This window comes from Bradyrhizobium sp. AZCC 1693, from assembly GCF_036924745.1.
Taxonomy (GTDB): Bacteria; Pseudomonadota; Alphaproteobacteria; order Rhizobiales; family Xanthobacteraceae; genus Bradyrhizobium.
Window position 1 is genome coordinate 3,566,928 of the sequence record NZ_JAZHSD010000001.1, and the last position, 24,026, is coordinate 3,590,953.

Here is a 24,026-nt window from a genome sequence, read left to right on the forward strand (position 1 = left end):
AGCCGGGCTCCATGGATCGCGAGCTCGGCTGGATGGCCTTATCAATGAAGCTCGCCGAGCAACGCCTTGGCCTTTCGAAGGTCGCTTGTGTCAAAACCTTCGGTGAACCAATCATAGATCGGGGCGAGGAGGTCACGTGCCGTTTGCCGCTTTCCCTGATCGCGCAAGAGCCGCGCCAGGCTCATGGCCGCGCGCAATTCCCACGACTTTGCCTGCTGTGCTCGCGCAAGGGTCAGGGAATGCTCGAAATACGCTTGCGCCTTCGCCTCGTCCCGCTGCGGCGACTTGAGCACGATTTCACCGGCAACGCGATGCGCCTCAGCCTCGCACCATCTCTCCTTCGTGGAGTGCATCGCCGTCATTGCCTTGTCGATGCAGCGCCAGGCTTCATCGAATTGGCCCGAATTGGCATGGGCGATTGCCAGCATGAACTCCTGCTCCGGCGTAAATATCGTCGATCCGGCCGACCGCCATAAATCAATACCCGCCGTGACGATCTCGACTGCTTTCGCGGCTCCCGTCAGGGTCAGGATATAGCCCCGCCGTAACACGCCTTCGGCCTTTCGGAACGGGGCGCCTTTCTCCTCGGCCAGCACGACAAGCTCTTTGAGATGGTCGTTTGCCGCGTGGTAATTCCCGCAATAGGTATTCACAAGAATCGGGAAATTCAGCGTAAACATCAAAGTGGCGGCATGTTCAATCTGGCGCGCTTCCACTAGCGCGCAGTCTGCATCTTTGAGCGCAGCCTCGGGATAACCGAGCAGCCACAAGGCCATTGACCGGAACGCCAGGCACGTTACCCGGAGGTCCTGGCCAAATCGCGTCATCAATCGCCGGTGCTCGGCGGGGCGGTAAAGGGCGAGGGCTTCATTGTAGTGCGCTTTGGCCTCGACGAGATCCCCCATAAGCGCGAGCGTACTCGCCATGGTGCGGTGTCCAATCATGCGCGGCGCCGCCGTTTCCTCCTTCTCGCCAAGCACCAGAAACCGCGCTGCGAGCTCTCGCGCAACGTCACCATTGAAGTTTATGAAATTGACGATCCACTGGCCAAACAGGGCCGACAGCAGCAACGAAGGGTCATCGGGAGGTTCTCCGAGTCGTTCCGCTTGCTCGATCAACGCCCGGCCTTGGTTTCGGGCGCGCCATATCCTTTGACATGCATGAGCGTGTTCAAGAGCGCGACGTGCAAAATGATCTGCTCGCGCCGCAGGTCGGACGTAGAGGGCAAGGTCGCGATTTGCGCCAGAGCCTGGCTAAGTTGTTCTGCGGCTTCGACCAGCGCCGAACGCTCCTGTGAACGTTGTCCCGCCTTGCCCCACAGGCGCGCTGACTTCTCAATCAGGTCGGCCTTTGTGTAGTGACGCGCCAGCAGCTCGGGCTGGCTCTCGGCGATTTCTGCGAACTGGCTTTCGAGGGTTTCGGCGATGCGCGCATGCAGCACGCGCCTGGGCTCCCGCAGCAGCGTACTGTAGGCGATGTCCTGCACCAGCGCATGCTTGAACAGGTAGCTCGCATGCGGCGGGGTGCCGTGTCGAAACAACAAACCGGCCGCGATGAGCCGGTCGAGGTCGGAGTCCAGTTCTTCCTTCGGCTTTCGCACGAGCGCTGCCAGCAACATGTGGGGAAATGTCCGGCCGATCGCCGCGCCGACCTGCGCCACGTCCTTCGCCGGGCCGAGTCGATCGAGCCGCGACATCAGCGAGGCCTGCAGGCTTGCCGGAACCGCTACAAGAGGCGCAGGCGCTCCTGCGAATGCATCACTCTCATCCTCCGCGTCCAGCACCGCCTTGGTCATCTCCTCGGCGAACAGCGGAATGCCGTCGGTGCGCGCGATGATGTCCTGGCGGATACCCGCCGGCAACGATCGGTTGCCGACGACTCGCTCGATCAGGAAATCGATGTCGCGCGGCGCCAGCCGATGGAGGGTCAGCTCAGTCACGTGCGGCCGTCCAATCACGGGCGGGCTGAATTCCGGCCTGAAAGTAACCAGTATCAAGAGCCGGTGGCTCACGGCCAGGTCCACCGTCCGGGCGAACAATTCGAGGCTGGTTGGATCGGCCCAATGCGCATCTTCGAAAATCACCAGCACGGGATTGATCCGCGCCAGCGCCTCGATTTGCCAACCAAGAGCTTTCAGCGTTTTCTGACGACGGAGCTGCGGCTCAACTTCAACCGGCGGGTAGCGTCCATCGTTGGGCAGCGACAGCATTTCGGCAAACAGCGCTGCATCCTGGGGCGGCGTCGCGCTTTGCGCCAGCAGCGCGTCAAGCTTGTCCATTTTCACTTGCTGGCTGTCATCGTGAGCAAAGCGAGCGGCGCGCAACATCTCGCCGATCACCGGATAGAGCATGCTGTCGGTATGCTGCGGCGAGCAGAAGCAACGCAGGCGTATGTGCGGCTCGCGCGCAAGCTGTTCCAGCAGCGCGACGGTGAGCCGTGATTTGCCGATCCCCGCTTCACCCGAAAGCAGCACCACCTGACCTTCGCCGCTCTTGGCCCGCTTCCATCGACTCAGAATTAGCTCCATTTCTTCATCACGACCGATCAGCGGCAGTAAATCGGAACTTTGGAGAGCGTGCGATCGGCTGGTCACGGTTGTCTTGCCCGCGACTTGCCAGGCAGCGACTGGTTTTACGAATCCGCTGATCTCGACTTTGCCGAGATCGAGATATTCGAATTGCGGTCCCGCGATCGTCTTTGTGCGACCCGAGATAATAACGCCGCCGGGTTGTGCGAGCGATTGCAGCCGGGCGGCAAGATTCGGGGTGTCGCCGAGGATGCCATGCTCCTCGGAAATCGCGCTGTCCGACATATCGCCGACCAGCGCGACGCCCGTTGCAACGCCGACGCGTGCGCTCAATTTTTCTTTCGCGGGCAAGGCGGCGACCGCCTGCACTAATGCGAGGCTGGCGTGAACGGCGCGCTCCGCGTCGTCTTCGTGCGCATGAGGATAGCCAAAATATACCACCGCACCGTCGCCATGATGTCGCGCGACAAAGCCGTCGAAGCCGGCAACGGTTTCAGTAATGCAGCGCCGGTAGCCGGCGATGATTGCGCTGAAGTCTTCGGGATCGAGCCCCGCGGACAGCGCGGTTGATCCGACCAGGTCACAAAACAGTACCGTAAGCTGGCGGCGTTCGATCGGGCGCGCGTCCCGTGCCGTCGGTGCGACCGCGGAAAAATTCAGAAGAAATTTGGTCCCGCAGTCGCCGCAAAACTTGTTCAGGGCCGGGTTTGTCACGCCGCAGGCCGGACAGCGCCGCACTGCCGCCGCTCCGCACCGCCCACAGAATTTCCTTTGCTCCGGGACTTCCGCTGCGCAATTCGTGCAGTGCATCCGGACCTCAACGAATATCAATAACGCCACTACAATGCGCCAGAAGTCGAGCGATCCATGTGAAGTTGGTCACAACTTCGGGTTCCGTTACGGGTCGTTCGCGACCCAGATCGAACCTCGCAGCCGATGTCCGGGTTACTGGTGGCGACGTGAGGGGGGACCACGTCGTTCCTCGGAAAAACGACCACGGACCTGCGTAGCGGCGTGATGGCGCTTCGCAACGTTACGGCTCTCTGAAAATCACCTGTCGCGAGAATTTTCGGGGGCGTTCGATTTTCGACTTGCAACAAAATCTGCCAAGAGCAGCCTTCGACAGACCACCAACGGAAGCGAGCCCAACTTGTCGCCAGATCAGTCGCTCAGTTTGCCAAGAACCCACGTTCGGTTGAAGAACGGCTCGGCTCGGCCCGTACAGACGGAGATAGGCACCGGGATTTGCCCGGGATCATGAGCACCAAATCGCGCGAGGTTGGCCGCAGCTCGCGGCCAGCGCTACAGGTCAACGCTAACCGATCCGCAGGGCTTGAAGGTTTGGAGCGAGCGCCCGTGCAAGCACCCCTCATGTTTCTGGGCGTAGGCAAGCACGCCCATGATGATCAAAGCCACCACGACCAATCCGACTACTAGGTTCTGCACCATGGCTGTCACTCCAGGTGAACTCATGAACAAGGCGACCGCCGCGAATCGTGGGGATCAACGCCGGGGCAGCGCTCCCTCTCGAAGCCGACCATGGGGCTGGGGCTGAAATGATCAGCGAGAGGTCGCGCAGCCAAAGAGAGCACAACCGTCGACCTGATGGCAGTGCAAACTTGTTGCCGCGCTGCGCAAATTCGATGCGCGATCAGAAGCCGCGTCTTCGAAAATTCGCCCGTTTGGCCGCCATTGCCGCGATGCTGGCGCTTTAGGGGCGGCGGCCGAAAGGGACCTTGATGATCTGCTGCTCGTGCGCCTGCCGGCGCCGCCCGAAGGATGCCCCGCTCCAGGTGATGGACGGCAATTACCCGAGGCTAAGCGGCGCTTGTCCGTGGTGAAACGCCATGGTCGCCCGGCAATGACCTGAATTCGATTCCCGCGAAAACCAACAACGGGCCGATTTCTGCTCCGGGTCAATCGCGTCACCCCATAGTGGACCGTCGCCGTTACCGCTGCCCCGTCTGGTTGTGTGAAGGTTTTCGGACGCCGCCACCGTTCCGGCAAGCCTGCGCCGCCCCTATACAATTGCGGCATGACTGCTGTAGCCAGATGAGAATGCCCGGCTGGACCGTTTTGTTCTAAGCCAATCCCGGGCCCTCACATCGGGTCAGGCGAGCTTGATGTCCCAGAGGCCTTCTTCGCGGCAGGCGGTGAGTTCGCTGCGAAGCAACTCGCTCACGAGCGTGATCGCAGTCGAGCCGGGATGATCGATGGGAGACGCAAGGGTCAGTTCGCGCATCGGCGACGGTTTTGCGATTGCAGCCGTTTCCAGCCGGCCGCTGGCAACCTCGTGGCGCACCGAGGAAGGCGGCAACAGTGTGTACCCCAACCCTTCCTCGACCAGACTTGTCAGCACCCGAAACGAATCCGCTTCCAGCTTGACGTCGAGCTTCAGTTTCTTCTTTGCCGCCGCCTGCTCGATCAGCGCGCGGAGCCCGTGCGAATGACTGGGCAGCACCAGCCGCTGTTTCAACAGCCAGCCGATATCGACCAGCTTCCTCTGCGACAGCCCGCTGCCGCGCGGCCCCACCGCGACGATGGGGTCGCGGCCGAGGCTCTGCACGGTCAGATGCAGGTCGCTCGACGGCCCGTAGATCAGCGCCAGATCCATTTCGCCGCGGTGCAGCCATTCCATCAGATGGCCGCTGTAGCTTTCGACGATGCAGAGCGAAATGCCGGGATATCTGTCGACCGTGCGCCGGGCGAGCCGCGCCGAAATCACGCAGCTCACGGTCGGCACCAGTCCGAGCACCACCCGGCCCGACGGCGGCCCGCCCGCGGACTGGATTTCGTCGCGCACCTGGTCGATCTGCCGGACGATGCCCGCCGTCCTCGCCAGCAGAAGCCGGCCGGCATCGGTCAGCACCATGCCGCGGCCGTTCCGGGTAAACAGCTCGGCCCTCAATTCATGCTCGAGCAGCTTGATCTGGCGGCTCAGTGCCGGCTGCGCCACCCGCAGCGTGTCGGAGGCTTTGCTGAGGCTGCCGAGCTCCGCCACGCAACTGAACGTCCTGAGCTGCCTGATATCCATCGCTTGCCAATCTTCGAAGGCAGGTTCATACGCTATAACAATTCAGCATAGGAGACCGGCCGCGATTTCACAACGGCCCCGCCACCTCGGCAATTGACATCAACCCTTATCCATCGCCAGAAAATCAAATGACCGCACAAGAACAACAAGACGAATTCCATGACATCCGCGACGCCGTCGCCAAACTCTGCGCCCAGTTCCCCGGCGAATACTGGCGCAAGCTCGACCGCCAGATGGCGTACCCGAAGGAATTCGTCGACGCGCTGACGGAAGCCGGCTACCTCTCGGTCTTGATCCCCGAGGAATATGGCGGCTCCGGGCTGAAGCTTTCGGCGGCGGCGGCGATCCTGGAAGAGATCCAGCGCGCCGGCTGCAACGGCGGCGGCTGTCACGCCCAGATGTACACGATGGGCACCGTGCTGCGGCACGGCAACGACGCACAGAAAGCGAAATACCTGCCCGGGATCGCCAGCGGCAAGTTGCGGCTGCAGGCGTTCGGCGTCACCGAGCCGACCAGCGGCACCGACACTTCCTCGCTGAAGACTGTCGCCAAGCGCGACGGCGACCACTACATCGTCAACGGCCAGAAGATCTGGACCAGCCGCGCCGAACATTCCGACCTGATGATCCTCTTGGCGCGCACCACGCCGAAGGAACAGGCCAGGAAGCGCACCGACGGACTTTCGGTTTTCATCGTCGACATGCGCGACGTGAAGGACAAGGGCCTCGAGATCCGCCCGATCCGCACCATGATGAACCACGCCACCACGGAGGTATTCTTCACGGACATGCGGGTGCCGGCCGAAAACCTGATCGGCGACGAAGGCAAGGGTTTTCGCTACATCCTCTCCGGCATGAACGCCGAGCGCATTTTAATTGCCGCCGAATGCATCGGCGACGCCAAATGGTTCATTGCGAAAGCCACCGCCTACGCCAAGGAGCGCGCCGTGTTCGGCCGTCCGATCGGCATGAATCAAGGCATCCAGTTTCCGATCGCGAAAGCCTACGCCGCGATGCGCGCGGCCGAATTGATGGTGAAGGAAGCCACCCGCAAATATGAGGCCGGGCTCGATTGCGGCGCAGAAGCCAACATGGCCAAGATGCTGGCGGCGGACGCCTCCTGGGAAGCGGCCAATGCCTGCGTGCAGACCCATGGCGGGTTCGGTTTTGCCGAAGAATACGACGTCGAGCGCAAGTTCCGCGAAACGCGGCTGTATCAAGTCGCGCCGATTTCGACCAATCTGATCCTGTCCTACGTCGCCGAGCACGTGCTCGGCCTGCCCCGCTCCTACTGAGAACATCAAATGTTGCCGTTAGAGGGTTTGATCGTCGTCTCCGTCGAACAGGCGGTCGCCGCGCCGTTCTGCAGCTCCAGGCTGGCGGATGCCGGCGCGCATGTCGTCAAGGTCGAGCGGCCCGAGGGCGATTTTGCTCGCGGTTATGATGCCGCCGCAAAAGGCCAGAGCAGCTATTTCGTCTGGCTCAACCGCGGCAAGAATTCCGTGGTGATCGATCTCGCCACCAAGGAGGGCCGCGCCGCGCTCGAAGAGCTGATCGCAAGCGCTGATGTCTTGCTGCAGAACCTCAAGCCGGGCTCGATGGACAAGCTCGGCTTCTCGCTGGAGCGGCTGCGAAAAGATTATCCGGCGCTGATCTGCTGCACCATCTCGGGCTATGGCGACGACGGCCCCTATGCCGACCGCAAGGCCTACGATCTCCTGATCCAGGCCGAGAGCGGGCTAGCCTCGATCACCGGCGGCCCCGAAGGGCCGTCGCGGGTCGGGATCTCCGTCGTCGATATCGCAACCGGCGCCACCGCGCATGCCTCGATCCTCGAGGCGCTGATCGCACGCGGTCGCACCGGCAAGGGCGCGGATATCCGGATCTCGATGTTCGACGTGATGGCCGACTGGATGGCGGTGCCGCTGATCAATTCGGAGGCCGGCAATCCGCCGAAGCGGATGGCGCTGGCCCATCCCTCGATCGCGCCCTATGGCGTGTTCAATTCAAAAGACGGCAAGGGCATCTTGATCTCGATCCAGAGCGAGCGCGAGTGGAAGAAGCTTTGCGCCGAAGTGCTGGATCAGCCCGATCTGCCCAATGATCCCAGATTCGCCAACATGGTCGAGCGCGTGCGCAACCGTCAGCTTACCGACAAGACGGTGGCCGACAGTTTTGCCACGATGACGCGCGTCGATTTGCTCAAGCGCCTCGCGGACGCCGACATTGCGTTTGCCGAGGTCAACACGATGGCCGACCTCGCCGTGCATCCGCATCTTCGTAGAATCGAGGTCGATACGCCGAACGGCAAGGTGAGCTATGCTGCGCCCGCCGCGATCTTCGTCGGCGAGGAGCGGCACTACGGCGCGGTGCCCGCCATTGGCGACCACGTTGAACTTCCCAAAGCTCCTCGTGCCCGGAGCATCAAGTCATGACCAATACCCTCGATCTCGACCATCTGCGCCAATGGATCGGCAACACCACCGAAGCGACCGACATCGTCACGGCCCAACTGGTGAAGGCCCTGCGCGCAACCCTGTTTCAGAACATCGGCGAACCCACCACGGGCGACCCTGCGCCGTGGACGACGCATTGGTGTCTGGCGCAGCCGGTGTTTCCGATGTCGCAGCTCGGCCCCGACGGCCACCCGGCCCGCGGCGGCTTCCTGCCGCCGGTGCCGCTGCCGCGCCGGATGTGGGCCGGCGGCGAAATCCAATTCCTCAGACCCCTGCGCGTCGGCGATGAAGCGACGCGGACGTCGCGGATATCGGACGTAACGATGAAGACCGGTTCCACCGGCGTGCTGTGTTTCGTCTCCGTCGAACACACCGTCACGACGCTGCGCGGCGCGGCGATCCGCGAACGGCAGGACATCGTCTATCGCGACATGGGAGGCGCGGCCCCGGCCTCACCACCCAAAACGCCTCCACCGCCGCCGGTGGCAAAGCACCGCGAAAGCCATGTCAGCGATCCCGTGCTGTTGTTCCGCTACTCCGCACTGACTTTCAACGGCCATCGCATCCACTACGACCGTGACTACGTCACCAAGGTCGAGGGCTATCCGGGCCTGATCTTCCACGGCCCGCTGCAGGCGGCACTGATCGTCGAATTCGCGGCAAAGCTTCATGGCGACTCGGCGCCGAAAAAGTTCAGCTATCGCGGCGTTCAGCCGCTGTTCGAGGGCGGCGAGTTCTCGATCAACGCCAACGAGACCAGCGCCGGCATGGAGCTGTGGATCGCGAATGCCGAGGGCCAGCCGACCATGAAGGGCACGGCGACGTGGTGAGGCGCTCACCGTCATTCCGGGCTGGTGCGCTAGCACCAGACCTCAGGTGCGCAATTGCGCACCGGGGAATCTCGAGATTCCGGGTTCGATGCTTCGCATCGCCCCGGAATGACGGAGTAAGCAGTTAGCTTTCGGAGTCATCTGATGTCGTCCCGCAAACCCGCCACCACCTCGCACACCGTCAAGGACGCCACCTTCAGCCTGCTCCGCGCGTTCGGCATCAAGCGCGTGTTCGGCAATCCCGGCTCGACCGAACTGCCGTTCCTCAGCGACTGGCCCGACGACATCGATTACGTACTCGGCCTGCAGGAGGCCAGCGTCGTTGGCATGGCCGACGGTTACGCCCAGGCGACCCGCAATGCCGGCTTCGTCAACCTTCATTCCGGCGCCGGCGTCGGCAATGCGCTCGGCAATATCTATACCGCCCACCGCAACCAGACACCGCTCGTCATCACCGCGGGCCAGCAGGCCCGCTCGATCCTGCCGCTGCAGGCCTTTCTCTACGCCGAGCGCGCTTCCGAATTTCCGCGGCCCTATGTCAAATACAGCATCGAGCCGGCGCGCGCCGAAGACGTGCCGGCCGCAATCGCGCGCGCCTATTACGTCGCGATGCAGCCGCCCTGCGGACCGACCTTCGTCTCGATCCCGATCGACGACTGGACGCGCCCGACGCAGCCGATCGAGGCGCGCAAGGTTAGCCGCGAACTCGGCCCCGATCCGGAGGCGATGAAGGCCTTGGTCGCCGCGCTCGCGGCGACCAAGCGCCCTGCCCTCGTCGTCGGCCCCGGCATCGACCGCGCCGGGGCCGTCGACCTGATGGTGCGGGTGGCGGAGAAGACAAAAGCCGCCGTCTGGGTCAGCCCGTTCTCGGCGCGCTGCTCGTTCCCGGAAAGGCATCCGCAATTCGCAGGTTTCCTGCATGCCTCGCCGGGACAATTGTCGGATGCGCTGCGCGATCATGACCTCGTGGTGGTGATCGGCGCGCCGGTGTTCACCTTCCATGTCGAGGGCCATGCCGCGATCTTCGACGGCGCCACCACGATCTTCCAGATCACCGACGACCCGGACGCGGCCGCCGTCACGCCGTCGGGCGTCAGCATCATCGCGACCATGAAGCCGGCGCTCGCAATGCTGCTCGACCTGCTTCCGGAATCCAAACGCGCGATGCCGAAAGGCCGCACGCTGCCGCCGGCGCCGTCAGCCGCCGACCCGCTGCCGGTCGAGTTCCTGCTGCACGCGCTGTCGGAAGCCATGCCCGCCAATGCGGCGCTGGTGGAGGAAGCGCCCTCGCATCGCCCGGCGATGCAAAAGTTCATGCCGATGCGCGGCCAGGACAGCTTTTACACCATGTCGAGCGGCGGCCTCGGCTACAGCCTGCCCGCCGCCGTCGGCATGGCGCTGGGCCGCCCGGGCGTTCGCACCGTCTGCCTGATCGGCGACGGCTCGGCGATGTATTCGATCCAGGCGCTGTGGACCGCGGCACGCCGCAAGCTGCCGCTCACGGTCGTCGTCATCAACAATGCCGGCTACGGCGCGATGCGTTCGTTCAGCCAGGTGATGCAGGTGCGCAACGTGCCGGGCCTCGAGCTGCCCGGCATCGATTTCGTCAAGCTCGCCGAAGGCATGGGCTGCCATGCCGTGCGGGTGACGAAATCATCCGAGCTCGCGGGCGCGCTCAAGGACGGACTCGGGCATGACGGCACCAGCCTGATCGAGGTGATGGTGGATTCGGCCGTGCCGCTGCTCTACGCGCAGAAGAGCTAAGCCCGACGCGAGGACTGCGCCGCGGCGATTTCCTCGGCAAGGCGGGTGTAATCCGCCCAGACCAGATACAGAAACAGCGGCGGCTCCTGCTGCGCCTGCAACAGTTGCGCGTAGCGCTCCCCGGCGCCCTTCATCTCCCACCATTTCTGCGCCGACATCGCAACCTTTCGGAAATGGTTGAGCGTCCCCGAAAATGTCCTGCGGTCGGCCCCGGCCAGGCCGGCGCAATGGGTGAGCCAGTTGAATCCGGCAATGACGGCAATCGCCAGATCGCTCATCGTGTTGCCGGTGAATTCGATCACCGTTTGATCGTGCGGCAGCTGGCGAAGATACGCGTCCAGTATCGCCGGTTGCGAGCCGGGCTCGGCGAGCAGCCTGAATTCGCCCCTCGGCACCGTCAGCAGATAGCGCATGGCTTCCAGCCGCGTATGGTTGCAGATGGCGTCCTTGTCGACGCCGGCATCCGACGACGCCCGTGTGCAGGCCGGATAGATCCATTTTCCGTTGTCGACCGCATCGAGATATTGCCTGCCCTGCCTCTCGATATCCGCCAGCAGCGCATGCGGCGCATCGAGCGGCGGCGCCGAAACTTTTCCAAATGGCCAGCCACGCCAGCTCATGAAACCTCTTCTTGATTCAAAGGCCCGACAATTCGTCTGCAAGTTCCGTACGCGGCCCTACTTGACGGCCCTCTACGCTCGCACGAGAATTCGGCATGGGGCAACCCTGGAGTGAAAATCATGAAACAGCCAAGCCTTGAAAAAGCTGCCCTGGCAAAAGCTGCCCTCGCCGTCTCCGTCTTCACATGCGCGACCGTGCTCTCGTTTGACTGGAGCGAACAGAAGGGTGCTTCGCTGTCGATCGAGCGCGCGCAGGCACAGGCGGGTGATCCATATGCCCCGACCCAGGGCGTTGCCCGGCGGCAGGCGCGGCGGGCCGCGGCCGGTGCGGCCGCAGTGGGCGCCGGTGCCGTCGCAGCCGGAACGACGGCGGCTTACTATGCCGGCGGCGGTCCCTACGCCTATTACGGCGGCGGCGCCTATGCCGGCGGCGGCGCCCCCTATGCCAGCAGCAGCGTCTCCCAAGCCTATTACGGCGGCCCGGGCGTATGGAGCCAGGACTATGCCGCACGCAACGGCATCATCTGCCAGCCCGGCACAATGGTCCGGCTGGAAGACGGCCTAATGCACAGGTGCCAGTAAGAGAGTTGGTCGGGAAAGGCGGCCGAAGGGCCGCCCTTCTCGTTCGCAACTGCATTGAGAAAATTCGTACCCCCGATGCAGTGTAGCGCAATCCGGGATAGATCTATTCACGGATGGGATTGTCCCGGATTTCGCGGAGCCTGTCATCGGGCGCGCGTTCGCGCGACCCATTGGCTGCATCCCGAGCTACGTTCTCACTTCCCGTAGGCTTCCCGCATCTTCGCCTGGATCTTCGCCATGCCTGATATCCAGCGGTCGTAATTCTCGGTCTTCTTGCGCATGTAGCCCAGCACCTGCGGGTGCGGCAGGATCACAAAGGTTTCCTCATCCAGTCCCTTCAGCACGTCCTGCGCCACCTGCTCAGGCGACAGGTCGCCGTCGCCGGATTGCGGGCCTTTGGGGATCGAGCGCAGCATGTTGGTGTCGACGCCCTGCGGGCACAGGATCGACACCTTGATATTGTCGGCCTTGTGCGAGATCGCGAGGTTTTCGGCAAAGCCGACCGCGGCATGCTTGGTGGTCGAATAGGCCGGGCTGCCAACCTGCGACAGCAAGCCTGCCGCCGAAATCGTATTGAGGAAATAGCCGCCGCCGCGCGCCTTCATGCGCGGGATCAGGTGCCGCGCCGCATAGACATGCGCCATGACATGAACGGCCCAGCTTCGCTGCCACGGTTCGTCGGAGTTTCCGCCGGCGTTGACCGACAGTGGATCGAAACCGCCGCCGATGCCGGCATTGGAGCAGAACAGCGCGATCGGGCCGAATTGATGCTCAGTCTCCTCGATGACGTGATGGACGTCCTTCTCCTTTCCGACATCGCATTTGAAGGCCGCCCCACCGATCGGGGTGGCGACGGCTCGCGCGCCATCGGGATCGATATCGGCGACAACAACCTTGGCTGCGCCTGCGCGATGGAAGGCCTCGCACATCGCCTTGCCGATGCCGTTGCCGCCACCGGTGACAACCACGACTTTGCCGGTCACCTGCATGGCCGCTCCTCCCGTTATTATGATTTACGTCAGGACCATCATATCGAGAATAGCCGTATAATGGCAGGCTGCGCCGAGCAAGACGAAGCCGTGCCAGATCGCATTCTGGAAGCGCAGCCGCTGCCAGGCATGGAAGATCACGCCCAGGCTATAGAGCACGCCGCCCGCCACCACGAAGCCCAGCGCCAGCGGCGGCACCGCCTTCACCACCGAATCGTAAATCATGACGCCGCTCCAGCCCAACGCAAGATAGAGTCCCACGGCCAAACGATCGTAGCGCCCCGGGCGTGCCAGCTTCAGCACCACGCCGGCGATCGCGGCGCACCACACCCCACCCAGCAGCGCAAGCGCCAGATAGCTCTCCTTCAGCGCCACGATGAACGGGGTATAGGTGGCGGCGATCAGGAGATAGATCGCGGAATGATCGAAGCGGCGCAGCACCCATTTGGCGCGCGACACCGGCCAGAGATTATAGATCGCCGACAGCGTCAGCATCGCCAGTAGGCCCGCGACGTAGACCGATACCACCGCAATTTCGAACGCGCTGGCATAGACCGCGGTCAGCACGATCAGGGCGGTAGCGGCGATAAGCCCCAGACAGACGCCTGCGATATGCACGACGCCATCGGCGATCAGTTCGGCGCGGTCGTAGTTCCACTGCATGGCATCAGCCGCCGCATGGAAGGATGTCGAGGCGAGTTGTTTCAGTCTGAAGATGGTCATGCGGGTCCGTGGAAGCTGTTGAGGGAGCAATCAGGACAATGGTCTTCCGAGTACTCCACGGCCGTGGCATTTTCGTGCTGACGGTGACAAGCCGATATCCGTAGAAGCCCGTGCCCAGCCGATCACGGACGCTTGATTTTGGCCGGCCAATCGCCACTTTTCCGGTAATCGCCCACCACGCCCCTCCGACATCGAGCCTTCCACGCCCGCATGGCCCCCAGTTTTTCAGATATCGTCGAGGAAGCGCGCCTGTCGGCGCGGGCGCTTCTGGACTACGGCGACAGCTTCTTCAATCCCACCGTGCGGCTCGGCGTCACCGGCCTGTCGCGCGCCGGCAAGACCGTGTTCATCACCGCGCTGATCCACGGCCTGACCCGCGGCGGCAGGTTTCCGATCTTCGAGCCGTATGCCACGGGCCGGATCGCCCGCGCGCGGCTGGCGCCGCAACCGGACGACGCCGTGCCACGCTTCGCCTACGAGAACCACGTCCGCACCCTGATCGAGGAGCGGCGCTGGCCGAGTTCCACCGTCGACATCAGCGAACTGCGCCTCGTCATCGATTACCAGCGGCAGAACGGCGCCGACCGCGCGCTCACCGTCGACATCGTCGACTACCCCGGCGAATGGCTGCTGGATCTGCCGCTGCTCAACAAGAGTTTTGAGCAATGGTCGACCGAGAGTCTTGCGTTGTCGCGCGAGGGCCCGCGCGCAAAGCTGGCCGCGCCCTGGCACGAGCATCTGAAGACGCTTCATCCCGAAGGCAGCGAGGACGAACAGCAGGCTCTCACCGCGGCCAAACTGTTCACCGGTTATTTGCGCGTCTGCCGCGACGAACGGTTTGCGATGAGCCTGCTGCCGCCCGGGCGTTTCCTGATGCCGGGCAATCTGGCTGACACACCGGCGCTGACCTTTGCGCCGCTCGATGTCGCTGCCGACGGCAGCGCGCCCGACGGTTCGCTATGGGCGATGATGCGGCGGCGGTACGAGGCCTACAAGGACGTCGTGGTGCGCCCGTTCTTCCGCGATCATTTTGCCCGGCTCGACCGCCAGATCGTGCTGGTCGATGCGCTCGCCGCCTTCAATGCCGGGCCGGAAGCGCTGCACGACCTCGAAGCCGCGTTGTCGGGCATTCTCGACTGCTTCCGGATCGGCCGCAGCACGATCCTGAGCAGTCTCTTTCGTCCCCGGATCGATCGCATTCTGTTTGCCGCCACCAAGGCCGATCATCTGCACCATCAGAGCCATGACCGGCTGGAAGCCGTGCTGCGGCGAGCGGTTGCCAAGGCGGCCGGCCGCGCCGAATATGCCGGTGCTGCCATCGACGTGGTCGCGCTATCGGCGGTGCGCGCCACGCGCGAGGCGCAGGTCGCGCGCGGCCGGGAGAAGCTGCCGTCCATTATCGGCACGCCCGCGCCCGGCGAGACCGCCAATGGCGAGGCCTTCGATGGCGAGACCGAAGTGGCCACCTTTCCGGGCGACCTGCCCGCGGACCCTGAGGAACTGTTCAATGGCGGCTTTCGCGGCCTTTCCAGCACGGCGTCCGAACAGGCCGATTTCCGCTTCCTGCGCTTCCGGCCGCCGCTGCTGGAACGCACGGCCAACGACGAGCCCGCGCTGCCTCACATCCGCCTCGACCGCGCCCTCCAGTTCCTGATCGGAGACCGACTGCAATGAGCGAGAAAACGCCGCATCGGCGGCCGGCGACGTTCAAGCTCGGCGATCCCGGCGTGGTCGTGATGGGTCCGGATGAAACCGGCCGCCCCGCCCGCGGCACCGTGCACATCACGCCCGAAGCCGATCCCGCCACCCTGCCCGTACCGATCGATGCGCCGCTGGTCCCGGCACGCCGCGGCTTTCGCTGGGGCACGCTGTTCTGGTCCGCCGTCGGTGGCCTGGTGCTGCTGGCCTCAGGCCTCGGCGTCGTCAATCTGATCGAGGACCTGTTCGCGCGCAGCGAAACCCTGGGCTATGTCGCGCTGGCATTCGCCGCCGCCGCAGCGCTGGCGCTGGCGGTTGTCATCGGGCGTGAAGCCTTCGGGCTGGCGCGGCTGGCGGCGATCGAAAAGCTGCATCAGCGCGCAACGGAAGTGCTGCGCAGCGACGACCGCGCCGAGAGCCGCGCCGTCGTCAACGACCTGCTCAAGCTCGCGCATCAGAACCCGCAACTGGCCCGCGCCCGCGCCACGCTGGTGAGCCATGCCGGCGACATCATCGACGGCGCCGACATGATCAAGCTGGCCGAGCGCGAATTGTTGGCGCCGCTGGACGAGGAAGCGCGCAGGCTCGTTTCCACGGCCGCGCAACGCGTCTCGGTGGTCACGGCGGTGTCTCCGCGTGCGCTGATCGACGTGCTGTTCGTGTTCGTCGCCGCGATGCGGCTGATCCGGCAATTGGCGCGGCTCTATGGCGGCAGGCCCGGCACGCTCGGCACGATCAGCCTGCTCCGCCACGTCATCGGCCATCTCGCCATCACCGGCGGCATGGCGGTGGGCGACAGCCTGGTGCAGCAGATGCTCGGCCACGGCATCGCGGCAAAACTCTCGCAGCGGCTCGGCGAAGGCGTGCTGAACGGGCTGCTCACGGCGCGGCTGGGGTTAGCCGCGATCGACGTCACCCGCCCGCTGCCGTTCACCGCGCTGCCGCGGCCTGCGCTGGCCGATCTCGCCAAGGATCTCTTGCGCAAGCGCGACGATGAGGCGTGAGGTTTGATTCCGCTGGGGGCGTTGGGGAGGGTGGGCAAAGGCGCGAAAGCACCGGGCCCACCATCAAGCATTGCGCGCATGATGGTGGGCACGCTTTCGCTTTGCCTACCCTACGGCCTGCGAACTGATTTGCTTTGCGCGCAAGCGCAATCTCGGCACGCAACTGCGACAAAACAACACGACGGGCAAATCAGTGAATACCTGTCCAGCCCTTCGCGCAAAAATATTCTGCTTTCGTTCTCACCCAAATCAGCGGCATAACTCCGCGCGTCTCACGGCAGATGAGGGGCGCTCGCGATCGTCACGAACGTGCGGTGAGATGCGATGGACGCAGATGGCGCGATAGACGTTGCGCGCCGGAAGCGTACGGCGAAGTCGTGTGGTTCGGGCGCCGCGGTGCTGGCGTTAAGTCCTTAAGAAGCGAAGCTTCTGGGGGGCGACGGAGGCAAGAAAGCCGTTCTCCGGGGAGATCACGAAGTAAGCCGTAAAGCCATTGCGCAGGGAAGGCCGGAATGCTCCCGCTGCCCTGTATGCTCGTGTGCACTTTTGTTTGCGCAAATCGCACGCGAGACCGCGGGTGCAGCAAGCACCCGGTCTTCCCTGCGCCCTCTGACAGGAGGGCGGGAAGTTTCAGGCAAAACTCGGGCAGCTCCTGTCGCGAGATCGCGAACGCATATTCCGCTGTCGTCCCCGCGAAGGCGGGGTGACCCAGTATTCCAGAGACGCCAGTGATAGAACCGAAAAGCCGCGGCGTACTGGATCCCCGCCTTCGCGGGGACGACGACCTTTTGAATGGATGGTGCTTTGAATCTGATGCGCAATCGGGGTGCGCTACGACGCTACCGCATCGAACCTCACAATCCCCGCCAGCACGCGCCAGCGGAACAGCGGCGACTCCGGCGGCGGCGACAGTTCCGGCGTCCAGCCCGTCAATTCTTCCAGCGCGTAGGTATCCATCACCACCCCGCGCCAGACGCGCTCGACCCGCGCCAGCGGCTGCCGCTTGGCGGTGGTGAGATCCCACAGCGGCAGGCGATGGTCCGGCTCGCGCGCGACATAGAGGCCGGGATGATCCTTGATCGCCTTCATGCCGGGATCGCCAAATCCCTGAAATCTTCCGCGCTCGTTGATCTGGATGACCGGCACTTCCCCGTTGAAATGCCAGCGCAGCATCGCGTAGGTGCGATAATCCGACGTCGCGATCCAGGTCGCCCCGGTCGCTCGCAACTGCTCGCGCGCGCGCGCCGCGACCTGTTCATAGCCGGCCTCGCCGCCGACGGGATCGGTCTTGCCGATCAGATTCCAGGGCGCCGCCACGTAATAGAAGAACACGCCGACCACGAAGGCGATGCCGGAGATCACAGCGACCCTCGCCCACCAGAATGTCGACTTCACGATCCATTCCGGAAAACCTTCGCGCGGCAGCATCACGAGATTGATTGCGGTTGCGGCAAAGCCGGCGGGCCACAGGAACATCGGCCAGGTGTCGCCGACGCGGAGCGTCAGCGACTTCCAGAGAAAATAAAGGAAGGGCACCAGTACGGCGGTCGACAGCAGGATCGCGACCGGCTCGCGGCTGCGATAGCCGCGCCAGGCGGTCAGCGTCACGCCGGACAGCACCACCGGCAGCAGCACGAAGCCGACCAGGCCGAATTGAAGCCCGATGAATTCACCGACAGTGCGGAACGACAGTTGATGCGTCGCGACCGCGCGCACGAACTGGAAGCGGAACGACGCCCAATCGTGCTGCGCGTTCCAGATCAACACCGGCAGAAACACAATCACCGCAATCAGCACCGCCAGCCATGGCCAGGGGCTGAGCAGCCAGCGCCGCCGCCAGTCCGGCACCAGCACGAACGCCGCGACCGCCGGCAACAGCATGATCGCGGTGAATTTCGACAGCAGCGCGAGCCCTGCGAACAGCCCCGCGGCCAGCCACCAGCGCGGATTGCCGCTCTCATGCAGCCGCACCAGCGACCACAGCATCGCGACCGCACAGGGGATCATCGCGGTGTCGGGCGCGACCTTCGCCATCAGCAGCCCGTAATACAGCGCGGCTTCCGGCAACAGCACCGCGAGGATGACGGCGCGCGCATCATGCGTCACGCGCCGGACGATGTTGGCGAGCAAAAGCTGCGTCACCAGCATCGCGACGATGCCGCCGAACCGCACGCCGAGCCTGGTGTCGCCGAAGATCGCGGTGCCGAACCGGATCAGCCAGGCGATGCCGGGCGGATGATCGAGAAAGGAAAGCGCGCTCTCCTTCGACCAGGTCCAGTAATAGGCCTCGTCGGTACGCAGATCGAGCACACCGGCATAGACCAGCCGCATCACCGTCAGCGCCGCGATCAGCAACGCAACGGCAAGCCAGGGCGCTGCAAGCCATGGCGGCGCGGCGGGACTGGCTTGGCTTTTATGGGGCTGGGTAATCGGCACGGCGCTTTCTCCTCGACTGCCCCTGAGGTGTCAACGTGCCGCGACGGAAAAACTTCATCGTCGTCCCTGCGAACGCAGGGACCCATACCGCGTGATCTATCGATGGCGCGCGGTCGCAGACGCTCTGCCGACTACAGCCGCAGCTCGCTGAAACAACGCCGTCTCGCGCTGTGCCCATTGCGCCGGCCGCGGCGTATGGGTCCCTGCGTCCGCACATCGGCGCTAAAATAGTGTTGCGGGTCGGAATCGTTTGTGATTCCAGCGTGTCATGAGGCACGAATCACTGGTGAATGAGGACTGGGCGAACGTTGTCGCCCGGCTTGGCGGGGTGGAAACGCTTGAAGTTACGGCGCGTAAGACGAGAGCGTTTTTGCGTCCGCGTGAGATCACCAATGCGGTGGATTTGCTGAGATTGATCTTGGCTTACTGTCTGGGCGAGCGCGGATTGCGCTCGACCGTTGCATGGGCGACATCGGTAGGTCTTGTCGATATTTCCAACGTGGCTCTGCTATATCGACTGCGTCAGTGCGGGGACTGGTTCGCAATGCTGGTGGGTCAGGTACTTGCGGCCACTGCCCCGTCAGCGAGCCGGGGACGAATGATCCGCATCATCGATGCCACTTCGGTGCCGAAGAAAGGATCGGAGGCCAGGAAGAAGAACAAGGTGTGGCGCATCCACAGCGCGTTCGATCTGCCGCAGGAACGCTTTGGCCACTTCGAACTGACCGATCAGCGGGCGGGCGAGACGCTCGACCGGATACCGGCGGTGGCTGGAGAGATCCGCCTTGCCGATCGCGCCTATTTGCAACCGGACCGCATGGCGACCCTGCTCGAAGCCGGAGCGGACCTCGTGATCCGGGCCGGCTGGAAGAGCGCGCGCTGGCTCGATGCCGAAGGTGAGGTGTTCGATCTCCTCGCCGCGTTGCGCAAGGCGGCAGTCCGCGGGCTGATCGATCGGCCGATCTGGGTAAAACGCAAGCGCGGCGCACCTCTCGCCTTGCGTCTGGTCGCCATCAAGAAGCCGGTGCAGGCGGCTGCCGACGCGCGACGCAAGGCGCGCCGCGACGCACAGCGAGGCGGTCACCAACTCTCGAAGCAAACGCTCGAGGCCGCCGAATGGGTGATCCTGATCACCTCACTCAAGCCCAAGGACTTCGCAACCGCCGATGTCCTGGCCCTATATCGCCTTCGATGGCGGATCGAACTCGGCTTCAAACGATTGAAGAGTCTGATCGGCCTGAAGGGACCGCCAGGAACCGATGAAGGCTCCGCCAGACCCCACGTTCTGGCTCATCTATTGGCCATTCTGCTGCTCGAGCCGTTCATCGACGAACTCGAGGTCTCTCCCCGCTTGGCCGAAGCCGCCTGACGCCGCCTGGCGCTTGGCGTCTGCTTCAGAATCTCGTCGCCTCGCTGCTTCAGGCGATTATCCCACAGCCCACAATCGCCTGCCTGCGCCGGTCAAAGTCGGCGCTCCAGCGCCATCTTCGCGAACCCCCAAGAAAACGCACGTATCAAACAATGATCCAACTACCTTAGCGCCTATGTGCGTCCGCAGGGACGACCAAGCTGATAGGTTCTCGCACCTCTCCCCACGGTCGTCCCTGCGTTCGCAAGGACGAGGTAGATGGTATTCATCGCTGGAATTAGGCATTAGTATCGCCCAATATTGACCCTATGGATCGCATGGCCGCTCTTTCCCGAGAACAACTGACGGCATCCGTCCGCGGCATCAGCCTCCGGCAGGTCCGCCTCGTCAGCGGCATGGTGCTGTTCGCCTATCTGGTCAGCCATTTTCTCAACCACGCGCTCGGCAATGTCTCGATGGAAGCGCTGGCGGGCGGAGTCTACCTCCACACCTTGTTCTGGCAGTTCCTCCCGGTCGCAATCCTGTTCTACGTCGCGTGCCTGGTGCATACCGCGCTCGGCATCTGGGCGCTCTACGAACGCCGCCAATTCCGCTGGAAGGCGATCGAGCCGCTGCAGCTGGTGCTCGGCCTGAGCGTGCCGATGCTGGTGATCGCCCATATCATCGGCGTGCGGCTCGGCCAGACGCTGTACGGGCATGAGAAGCTCTATCCGCAGGTGCTTTTTCTGCACTGGGTTTCGGCGCCGTACCGGATCTGGCTGATGCTCGCGGTCATGACCATCGCCTGGGTGCACGGCTGCATCGGCCTCTATCTCTGGCTCCGGATGAAGGCGTTCTTCAAACGCGCCGCGCCGTTTCTGCTCGCAGCCGCCGTGCTGATTCCGACGCTGGCCATGCTCGGCTTCTATCAGGGCGGCCGCAACGTCGTCGACAATGACAGCCGCGAATGGCGGGCGGAAAACCTGACGCAGCGCCAGGTCGGGACGCGCGAGCAGCAGGCGGTGCTCGATCGCATCACCGACTACGCCCTGATCTTCTATCTCGGATTGCTCGGCATCGCGCTGCTGGCCAAGGGCGCCCGCGCCGTCAATGAGCGCCGCCGCGGCATGGTCAGCCTGTCCTATGGCAACGGCCGAACGGTCCGCGTGCCCAAGGGCCTCAGCGTGCTGGAAGCGAGCCTGCGCAACAACGTGCCGCATGCCAGCGTATGCGGCGGCCGCGCGCGCTGCTCGACCTGCCGCATCCGCATCATCGGCGACTGCAGCGCGTTGCCCGAGCCCTCGCAGCGCGAAGCGTTCGTGCTCGGCCGGGTCGGCACGTCGGATCCGTCGATCAGGCTCGCCTGCCAGTTGCGGCCGGCCACCGATCTGTCGTTCTTCCAGCTCTTCCTGCCGCACACGGCCGCCGACGGCCACGGCTCGAACCCGACGCGGATCGGACAGGAACGCTATCTCGTCAACATGTTCGTCGATATGCGCGGCTCGACCAAGCTTGCGGAAAAGCGCCTGCCGTTCGACACCGTCTTCATCGTCAACCGCTTCCTCGGCGCGGTGTCGCAGGCGGTGCTGGCGAGCGGCGGCATGCCGAACCAGTTCGTCGGTGACGGCATGCTGGCGCTGTTCGGGCTTTCGACCTCCAGGCAGGAAGCCTGCCGCCAGGCGTTGCGCGCGGCGGCGATGATCGCGGCCAATGTCGACGAGTTGAATAAATTTCTCGAGCATGATCTGCGCGAGCCGATCCGCTTCGGCATCGGCATCAATGGCGGCGAAGTGATCGTCGGCGATATCGGGTACCGCGACCACATGGTGTTCACTGCGCTCGGCGACGCCGTCAATGTTGCGGCGCGGCTGCAGGACATGACCAAGAGCCTTACATGCGAGGTCGTCGTGTCGGACGAAGTTCGCGCAACCGCCGGCCTCGCCGCCGATGCATTGCCGCAGCATGACGTCGAGATCCGCGGACGCAACGAGCCGATGATCGTGCGCACGATTACCGATGCGCGAACGTTGCCGGCGCTGGTTAACGAAGAGCAAAGCGCCGCGGCCTGAAACCCCTGCAGTGATAGCGTTTCGGGCCTGTGTGATGTTTTTCACACCTGAATAATCGTTCAGAAAATTGTCGGCGAGCGCGGCGCAGATTCCTCGAACCCGCATCTCGGGGCGCACGACAGATTGGCGATGGGTAAGACTGAAACTGAAACCCGCGCCAAGACCAAACGTCGACCGCGCACATTTTGGAGAACGACCATGCTTCGCAAAGTGACTCTCGCTCTTGTTGCCGCCGCTTCCCTCAGCGCCATGGCGCTGGCGCCGACCTCCGCTTCGGCGGGTGGCTTCATCTGGCCGAAGTATCCGCACCATCATCATCACCACTGGGGCCATGGCTTCGGCGTCGGTTTCGTCGGTGGCGGCTATGACGGCTGCTACGTGACCCGCCGCGTGCTGACGCCCTATGGCTTTCGCTGGCGGACGGTGAACGTCTGCTACTGATCCAAGTCGCAGACGCATCCGTTCGGAAGCCCCGGTCGCTCGCGCGGCCGGGGTTTTCGGTTCGCGATCGGCCATGCCGGAGGCCCGCCGCCACCGCCCTGCAAGCGGACAAATGACCTCAACGCGCCGCGGGGCGGACCATTTGTCTAATTTGCGAATCACCTCAACCCGGCCGCGTCAAATGAGCGCAAAACCCGCAAAACGGCGGAAATCGGGCGCGAATGGGCGCTTTTTTGCCGAAACTGCCGTTTCGTTTGCGCTACCCAGCCCGCCCCAACCCGCGTATCCTTATAGCTCGGGCATGCCGGTTAGTGCGGGGACCGGCGGCTCGTTTTCGTTTTTTGATTCCGCGGAGACGACGTGAATGGCTAAAGGTACGGTGAAGTGGTTCAATCCAACCAAGGGTTACGGATTCATCCAACCCTCGAGCGGCGGCAAGGACGTGTTCGTTCATATTTCGGCAGTTGAGAAAGCTGGTCTTTCGACACTCAATGAAGGGCAGACCGTCGAATACGAAGAGATCGCCAACCGGGGCAAGACTTCGGCCGAGAACCTCAAGGTTTAGCGCTAACGCGCGATCGGCAACGGCGCGCTCTCGGACTAAAAATCCGGGAGTTGAGCTAAAAAAAATTTCAAAAACTGTGAGCGTTCGGCGGAGCGGGCACCGCTTCTGCACGTGCGATGGCTAAATCGTGCGCGAGAACCGGCCGCTCAATCTTCCGTAACCCATCTCTCGACCGTCATCACGTCGGGTGGCTGCAGATAGCCGCGCGGCCAGAGATCGACGACCCACTCAACCTTGGTGGCGCGATCGACAAGCACCGCGGTGTTGTGCGGCGTCTGCAGCACCAGCGTATTGCCGCGATATTTCGGATCGCCGATCGCGTGATGTTTCAGCAGGCCCCACTCCTGCAGCACCAGCAACAGGCTGGTGGTATTCCGCGTCGTGTCCCAGCAATCGTAATTGTGCTTGTCGTCGAAGTAGCGGAAATCCGCCTTCGCCACGCGCTTGTCGGTGCCGAGGATCGGCCCCATGCGGCGGTCGAACCACACCACCACCTTCTGCACCGCGGCGCGTTCGGCTGCGGCCGACGCGCGCCCTGCCGCCATGATTTGTGTAATCGCGTTGCGGTCGCGTGCCGTGAAATCGAGGATCTCGCGGCGTCGGCAGACGAAGCCGTAGCAGACGGTCATGGCATTGGCGGAGGGTGGGTAGATCGAAACCGAGCTGTAGAGGTAAGCGATCGCAGCGCTGATCTCGGCGGCCTTCGCCGCGGGGGTACCAAACAACACGGCAAGGAGAACGCCAAGCGCGGCGGCGAAGCTGTTCCGCGCGCGGCTTCTCCATATCGGCAGAGCGGCGTCTCTCATGATCCCTGCTGTTCCCAAGCGACGGCGTGCCTGACGATTAGCGCGGCTGTCCTACGCTGCCAACCAGCAAGCCCGCGATCTGCGGGTCAAGCCGCGGAAATTCCGGCCGCTGTGTTTTCCATGCGCCAGTGGGT

General features: G+C 63.7%; 19 protein-coding genes. 11 read left to right on the forward strand and 8 right to left on the reverse strand.

Annotated features, from left to right (window positions below; all coding sequences use genetic code 11):
- Positions 1–41: 41 nt before the first annotated feature.
- The 3 genes from V1293_RS16990 to V1293_RS17000 form a co-directional block, all read right to left on the reverse strand.
- Positions 42–1,070, reverse strand: a complete 1,029-nt coding sequence (locus V1293_RS16990; RefSeq protein ID WP_334511039.1) for a hypothetical protein — start codon at positions 1,068–1,070, stop codon at positions 42–44.
- A 44-nt stretch (positions 1,071–1,114) separates the two neighbouring features.
- Entirely contained in the window at positions 1,115–3,337 is a 2,223-nt protein-coding gene (locus V1293_RS16995; RefSeq protein ID WP_334516759.1) for an adenylate/guanylate cyclase domain-containing protein, read from the reverse strand.
- A 1,300-nt stretch (positions 3,338–4,637) separates the two neighbouring features.
- A complete protein-coding gene (locus V1293_RS17000) occupies positions 4,638–5,561 on the reverse strand; it encodes a LysR family transcriptional regulator (protein WP_334511040.1) in 924 nt (307 codons plus the stop codon).
- A gap of 128 nt (positions 5,562–5,689) precedes the next feature.
- Here V1293_RS17000 and V1293_RS17005 point away from each other — a divergent pair, with 128 nt between their 5' ends.
- The 4 genes from V1293_RS17005 to mdlC all read left to right on the forward strand — a co-directional run bounded on the left by V1293_RS17005 (position 5,690) and on the right by mdlC (position 10,611).
- Positions 5,690–6,856 carry an acyl-CoA dehydrogenase family protein gene (locus V1293_RS17005; RefSeq protein ID WP_334511041.1) on the forward strand — a complete coding sequence of 389 codons (1,167 nt, stop codon included), beginning with the start codon at positions 5,690–5,692 and terminating at the stop codon, positions 6,854–6,856.
- A gap of 9 nt (positions 6,857–6,865) precedes the next feature.
- Positions 6,866–7,996 carry a CaiB/BaiF CoA transferase family protein gene (locus V1293_RS17010; protein ID WP_334511042.1) on the forward strand — a complete coding sequence of 377 codons (1,131 nt, stop codon included), beginning with the start codon at positions 6,866–6,868 and terminating at the stop codon, positions 7,994–7,996.
- Positions 7,993–8,847, forward strand: coding sequence for an FAS1-like dehydratase domain-containing protein (locus tag V1293_RS17015; RefSeq protein WP_334511043.1), 855 nt, complete (start codon positions 7,993–7,995; stop codon positions 8,845–8,847). Before V1293_RS17010 ends, V1293_RS17015 begins: the two co-directional genes overlap by 4 nt.
- A 144-nt stretch (positions 8,848–8,991) precedes the next feature.
- The gene (gene mdlC, locus V1293_RS17020) at positions 8,992–10,611 is read left to right on the forward strand and encodes a benzoylformate decarboxylase (protein WP_334511044.1); all 1,620 of its coding nucleotides are present in this window, start codon (positions 8,992–8,994) and stop codon (positions 10,609–10,611) included.
- On the opposite strand, the gene V1293_RS17025 is transcribed toward mdlC, so the two are convergent.
- The gene (locus V1293_RS17025; protein ID WP_334511045.1) at positions 10,608–11,231 is read right to left on the reverse strand and encodes a hypothetical protein; all 624 of its coding nucleotides are present in this window, start codon (positions 11,229–11,231) and stop codon (positions 10,608–10,610) included. The two genes, mdlC and V1293_RS17025, sit on opposite strands and share 4 nt — an antisense overlap.
- Positions 11,232–11,351: 120 nt before the next feature.
- Here V1293_RS17025 and V1293_RS17030 point away from each other — a divergent pair, with 120 nt between their 5' ends.
- Positions 11,352–11,813 carry a hypothetical protein gene (locus V1293_RS17030; protein WP_334511046.1) on the forward strand — a complete coding sequence of 154 codons (462 nt, stop codon included), beginning with the start codon at positions 11,352–11,354 and terminating at the stop codon, positions 11,811–11,813.
- A gap of 194 nt (positions 11,814–12,007) precedes the next feature.
- Here the strand turns inward: V1293_RS17030 and V1293_RS17035 are convergent, their stop codons facing one another.
- Complete coding sequence (locus V1293_RS17035; protein WP_334511047.1) at positions 12,008–12,802, reverse strand: SDR family oxidoreductase; 795 nt, start codon at positions 12,800–12,802, stop codon at positions 12,008–12,010.
- Positions 12,803–12,826: 24 nt separating this feature from the next.
- Complete coding sequence (gene trhA, locus V1293_RS17040) at positions 12,827–13,525, reverse strand: PAQR family membrane homeostasis protein TrhA (protein ID WP_334511048.1); 699 nt, start codon at positions 13,523–13,525, stop codon at positions 12,827–12,829.
- A gap of 210 nt (positions 13,526–13,735) precedes the next feature.
- Between trhA and V1293_RS17045 the strand changes: the two genes are divergently transcribed.
- Both V1293_RS17045 and V1293_RS17050 read left to right on the forward strand, forming a co-directional pair.
- A complete protein-coding gene (locus tag V1293_RS17045; protein ID WP_334511049.1) occupies positions 13,736–15,199 on the forward strand; it encodes a YcjX family protein in 1,464 nt (487 codons plus the stop codon).
- On the forward strand, positions 15,196–16,227 hold the full coding sequence (locus V1293_RS17050) for a YcjF family protein (protein WP_334511050.1): 1,032 nt from the start codon (positions 15,196–15,198) through the stop codon (positions 16,225–16,227). Before V1293_RS17045 ends, V1293_RS17050 begins: the two co-directional genes overlap by 4 nt.
- Before the next feature lie 831 nt (positions 16,228–17,058).
- On the opposite strand, the gene V1293_RS17055 is transcribed toward V1293_RS17050, so the two are convergent.
- On the reverse strand, positions 17,059–18,558 hold the full coding sequence (locus V1293_RS17055; protein ID WP_334516761.1) for a glycosyltransferase family 39 protein: 1,500 nt from the start codon (positions 18,556–18,558) through the stop codon (positions 17,059–17,061).
- 523 nt (positions 18,559–19,081) lie between these two features.
- On the opposite strand from V1293_RS17055, the gene V1293_RS17060 reads away from it, so the two are divergent.
- The 4 genes from V1293_RS17060 (at position 19,082) to V1293_RS17075 (ending at position 23,086) form a co-directional block, all read left to right on the forward strand.
- Positions 19,082–20,032, forward strand: coding sequence for a transposase (locus V1293_RS17060; RefSeq protein ID WP_334507587.1), 951 nt, complete (start codon positions 19,082–19,084; stop codon positions 20,030–20,032).
- Positions 20,033–20,349: 317 nt separating this feature from the next.
- Positions 20,350–22,080, forward strand: a complete 1,731-nt coding sequence (locus V1293_RS17065; RefSeq protein WP_334511051.1) for an adenylate/guanylate cyclase domain-containing protein — start codon at positions 20,350–20,352, stop codon at positions 22,078–22,080.
- A gap of 198 nt (positions 22,081–22,278) precedes the next feature.
- Positions 22,279–22,521: a hypothetical protein gene (locus V1293_RS17070; RefSeq protein WP_334511052.1), complete on the forward strand. Its 243-nt coding sequence runs from the start codon at positions 22,279–22,281 to the stop codon at positions 22,519–22,521.
- A 364-nt stretch (positions 22,522–22,885) separates the two neighbouring features.
- Complete coding sequence (locus V1293_RS17075) at positions 22,886–23,086, forward strand: cold-shock protein (protein ID WP_028351035.1); 201 nt, start codon at positions 22,886–22,888, stop codon at positions 23,084–23,086.
- A gap of 146 nt (positions 23,087–23,232) precedes the next feature.
- Here the strand turns inward: V1293_RS17075 and V1293_RS17080 are convergent, their stop codons facing one another.
- Positions 23,233–23,892, reverse strand: a complete 660-nt coding sequence (locus tag V1293_RS17080) for a hypothetical protein (protein WP_334511053.1) — start codon at positions 23,890–23,892, stop codon at positions 23,233–23,235.
- Between the last annotated feature and the right edge of the window lie 134 nt (positions 23,893–24,026).